Here is a 4,897-nt window from a genome sequence, read left to right on the forward strand (position 1 = left end):
CCTTGCAGTGTTTCTCAGGCGGCTCCTCAGTAAATGCGCGTCAAGATTGCTTAAATGCTGAATAATGGAGGAATATGTCTTGTAATAGAGGAATATGTCTTGTAATAATTGTGCATATCAAAGCCAATTGCCTACTAGGACATAAGGTGCCCAGAAATAAGGGCTCTTTTCTTTAGCAAATACAGTTAATTGAGCGCGTTGGAGTGCTTGGGCTTTACTGCTTCCAGTATTCAAGTTTCGATAAAACTCACTCATAAGTTTAGCAGCCCATTGGTCGTCTACTGACCATAAACTTGCTAGGGTACTGCGTGCGCCTGCTCGTACAGCTATGCCAGCTAATCCCAAAGCCGCTCGCCGATCGCCAACAGCAGTTTTGCAAGCGCTCAAGACAAGTAACTCGATGTTACCAGATTTACTTCTATCGCCAATTCGTAATAAACTATCGAATTGCTTAACTTTCAGTAGCTTATCCCAGGTGAGAAGAAAAGTCCTTTCGGGATCTGAGCTAAACTCACCATGAGTTGCTAAGTGAATTATAGAAAAGGGAGTTGCCAGCAATTCTTTTTGTAGATTACTATCGAGAAACTGCTGGTTTAACAGTTCTTCACTCCTCGGAATTTCCGTTTGAATTTCTTTGAGTTCTTGCGCTACATTTTTCAGAGCCGAGAATTTTTGACCTTCAATGGAACGCTCTTCTCCTACTCCAGCAGTTAAAATATTTAATTGTAGCTTTTGCAAAGGTTGAGGATTGAACAATTGTAAACCAGGAGTTAAAGCGATCACATATTTCTCTATAAGATATTTATCTTGTTGTCGGTCATAAAGAACTCCCATCGGAATATTTCTTAATTCCCCATCCAGGACAAAAACTAAAGTAGTAATACCACTTTTCAATAGTTCAGCTTCGGCTGGTCGAATTAACCAGTCATATACTTTTTGAGACTGTTGTTTGACTTCATAAGTGCCAGCGACATCAGTTAAAGATTTCCGTAATGAAGTAACAGTACTCTCTACTTTTTCTTGAGGGATATTAGTGGTATAGTGCTGTAACTGTTGATTAGGCAAGGTAAGGATAACATCGAAACGGTCTGGCAAAATAACTGAATAGATAACAGCTGCCTTTTTATCCTGCTCCACCACTTTGTCAATCTCTACAATTGGTTCCAAACAAGGTGAACGAAAAAAGTTGTTCAGTTCTGCAAGCTGGAGTGACTCAACGACTTTACGTGCCTGTTTAAGATTGTATTGATTAGTCTGTAGATTCCCTTGTATATTCTCTGTTCGCAACTGTAACTCAACCAACTCTCGATAGATAGGTTCTACACTTTCTCGGAAAGAAAACTGAACATCTAAATTAGTAGCAACTAAATCACCACGTAGAGATTCTAAAGTTTTGTAAGCTGTATTGTATGCTTTGAGGGCAGCATTGATATCTCCTTGTTGCTTTAGTAAACGTCCTTGTTGCCATTGCCACTGATAAAGAATGTCTGATGCATCAATACTCTGAGCAATGAATAAGGCTTTTTGGGTTAGCTCTAGAGCATCAGCCAACTGGTTATTCTTTTCATACAGGCGGCCTAAAGTCCCCAGAGCATAAGATTGAGCTTGTTGGTCTTTTAAGTTTTGAGCTTGCTGTATCGCAGTAGACAAGAGTTGGGCAATATTTAAATTTGAGAAAATAGGTGTACTAGTTTTTTGTGTTAAGCCCATTAAAATGGAGGCGAGTTGAATTCGAGCATATACTGAGTTTCGGCTAGGAACCAATTTATTTATTTCAGTGAGAATTTGGTCAGATAAAGGTAAAGCTTGTTTGAACGTATTTTCTGCTTGTTTTTGAGAGAAAAATTCTAAAAGTAGGCTAAGTTGATTTAGCTGTGCTTGAATATGCGTGGTAGCTGCTGAGTTTATAGGTGCTTGCTGATAAAACTTTAAAGCAGCTTCAAATTCTTTTTGAGCAAGGTCTGTATTCCCTACCTGATGTTGAGTTTTTCCTTGAGCAAAGGCTGTATTACCTAAATTGAGGAAGGTATCACCTATAGCTGTGGGAGATTGTATAGCTATTGCTAGAGTTAAACTTTGTTCTAAAACTGTTCGAGATCCATTGAAATCACCAATAACTCGTAGGACATTGCCAAGGCTATGTAGTCCAGCAACTTTAAGCGATGAATCTGGAAGAGTAGTAAGGGTTTGTTGAACATCAGTTAAAGTTTTTTGTGCTTGGCGATAAAGCCCTAAAGCCTGCATAGCTTGAGCAGAATTAATCCGGTTACGAGTTAATGTCGCTCGATCACCTATTTGCTCATATATATCAGCAGCTTTTTGCCAAGTCGACAACGCGATTTCAGTTTGTCCGATTGCTAATTGCAATTTTCCTTGTATATCTAAAGCTTGCGCTATAATCGCATCACGGTCTTTTGAGCTATTTAAGTTGTTTAACAGATCAAGACTTTGGGTAATTGCAAGTTCTGCTTGTCTATGTTCACCAAGCTGTTGATGAATCAAAGCAAGATTGCTTAATGCTATAGCTTGATTAAGTTTGTCTCCTGTGTTGTAGAAGCCGACAGAAGCTTGTGATAAAACCTGAAGTGCTTCAGTAAATAAACCTGCTTCATAGAAAGCTTTACCTTGTTCTACTAAGCTTTCATACGAGGCAGATGAGTTTTGAATCTGAGCTTGGGGAATATTTAGGCTGATATCAGAAAAAATTGCGAAAGCAGGTGAACTAAATATGCACAGTATGGCTGTGATTAGTAGCAGCAAAAAAAAGTTCAAAAATCTGAAACCAGATTGTGGTATACGCAATAATACTGCAAATTCCTTCATAATTCTTGTGCTAATTTGATTCAGTGCTAGCTTCTTCGTCACTCTCCACTTCTACAATCGGTGCTGTTGCAAGTTCTGCCAAACCAATATCTTTTAACAAAAGTGTCCAATCCTCTGTAAAAATGCGTGAGTTGGGATTAGAACGACGCAGGGTAGCTAAATTAGTTAAAGCATCTTGCCAAATTTGGTTAAGAGCATAGGTAGTATATTCTCTTGATTGTGTTTTTTTCAATTGACTTTCAAGATTAGAATTTAACGGCACACGTTGTATCCATGCTTTCACATAAAAATACTCTGGCATTTGCTGGGGATCGCCACAGAAAACTTTAAAATACCACTGATAATTTTTGTTTATTTTTAGAGCAGACTGTAAGTTGCGCGGTAACTGAATACCGAGAACACTAGCCTTTCGTGGCAGTGATAAAGATGCCCTATAGATGTTTTTGTCATTTTCATCTTGAAGTATAAACTCTCCAGAAACAGTATTAATCGGTAATTCCGGTACAAAAACCCAAAAAGTTGGATGTTCAGAAATTGTAAATGTCAAAAAAGATTTTGATTCATTCGTAATTTCTTGACCAGGAACTAAGGCAGTAATTGGTGTATCCAATGGAGTACAACCATCACGGCTTGTACCTCCTTTACGCCGTCCAGTAGGTGCGCTGTTATCTGGAAATTTGGGACGTTGGGATTGGCTGCCTGTATTAACTTGGGGTTGGTCAACTAATTGAGCAAGCTGTGCCGAAACTCTTATGGGGCAACTTACCAATCCAAGAAGTACTAAAGCCATAATGTAGGTAAGTTTCATCAAAAATATAGCCCTTTGGTAAAAGGAATATAAAGGTCAGCGACAGAAAAAAACTAACTTTAGCCTTGTAATGAGAATAATAAAACTGGAACACACTAAGGTTTTATAAGCAGCTATGAAAGTAGGGCAAAAGCACGCAATTCTGGAAAGCCTTAATGCTTAAGGCTATTGATTTAAAATAGCCGGAACAAGCGATTTTCCAAACTCAAGAATTAAAATATTTTTATCCTATAGATGATTTGCCTTAGCTATGAAAAACATTGCACTAAATTAGTGTATCCAGCAATTTACTAATGTTAACTACAGCAAAAAGATATAAAATTACGCAGAGCAAGCATATTTAAATTAGTTTTGACAAAAACCTTAGTTTGTGAACAAATTCATAATCAAAGTTTCTTACTTAGTTTGTTTCCCAAAAATTAAAGTGATGCCTAGCCACTTACCTTAGAAAAATAGGGCATCTGTCAGATTTCGATTCATGCCAAACACCAATAAAGATGCCTAAAACATTATCAAAGGTAAACATTATTGATACTATTTTCAGCCTTATTAACACTGAAGCATTTTTCTGAGAAGATGTGCTGACCCTGTAAGATTACGATAGATATAAACTATAAAATCGTTGATGTAATCGACGCTCAAATATAAAATTTTCAGGCAGGCAAAGAATTGTAGATAGTCTCTACTGAATTGGGAAGGACAAAATATATACTTGTTCGCAATAATGCATGGCGTTACTATGCGCTTTTTAGCATGTTAATATTAGTATAATAACATTATCAATCTAAATAGATAAAAATTTGCTTATGGAAGTTACCGATTACGGGCATCTCTATACACAACTGCTACTTGTGTAGCTACTAATGCTAATGCTGCGGGAATAAATGGTATCCAGCCTGCTTGCGTAAAAATCCCAAAACATATACTGAATAATGACAATAGCATTATTATCCCAGCTGTCCCAAGACGTATAGGATGGCGAATATACGATGCTAAAATTCCTCCCAATAATGACCATCCCCATATCCAAAGTGCTTCAACCCAAGTCGGCCACCACCAAAGTAGAGGTCGATGATCCAGGACGGCACTGAGTATCTGGCTACTCAGATGAGCTTGGACAAAGACCCCTGGTATCAGCTTTTGATTTGGCCCTGCTTTGGCACTATAAGGAGTTTTCCAATAATCTGTAGTTGTTGAAGCGGTAACACCAATCAAAATAATCCGTCCCTTCAACAACTCGCCTAATTCCGAATTAATTTTATTGTT

The 4,897-nt window shown here is 37.9% G+C and carries 3 protein-coding genes; all 3 read right to left on the bottom strand.

The genetic code is table 11. The features are described 5' to 3' along the window. Positions 1-117: 117 nt before the first annotated feature. Positions 118-2,865: a CHAT domain-containing protein gene (locus tag H6G97_RS45485; protein ID WP_338421987.1), complete on the bottom strand. Its 2,748-nt coding sequence runs from the start codon at positions 2,863-2,865 to the stop codon at positions 118-120. Next, positions 2,834-3,631, bottom strand: a complete 798-nt coding sequence (locus H6G97_RS45490) for a DUF928 domain-containing protein (RefSeq protein ID WP_190947003.1) — start codon at positions 3,629-3,631, stop codon at positions 2,834-2,836. Before H6G97_RS45490 ends, H6G97_RS45485 begins: the two co-directional genes overlap by 32 nt. 813 nt (positions 3,632-4,444) lie before the next feature. Continuing rightward, on the bottom strand, positions 4,445-4,897 hold a 453-nt coding region (locus H6G97_RS45495; RefSeq protein WP_190947004.1), incomplete at its 5' end, for a CHASE2 domain-containing protein.

This window comes from Nostoc flagelliforme FACHB-838 (genome assembly GCF_014698065.1).
Taxonomy (GTDB): Bacteria; Cyanobacteriota; Cyanobacteriia; order Cyanobacteriales; family Nostocaceae; genus Nostoc; species Nostoc flagelliforme_B.

What these genes read in the sequence shown, in the direction of transcription:
- H6G97_RS45490 (WP_190947003.1), bottom strand. Translation starts at nt 3,631, where the DNA reads ATGAAACTTACCTACATTATGGCTTTAGTACTTCTTGGATTGGTAAGT.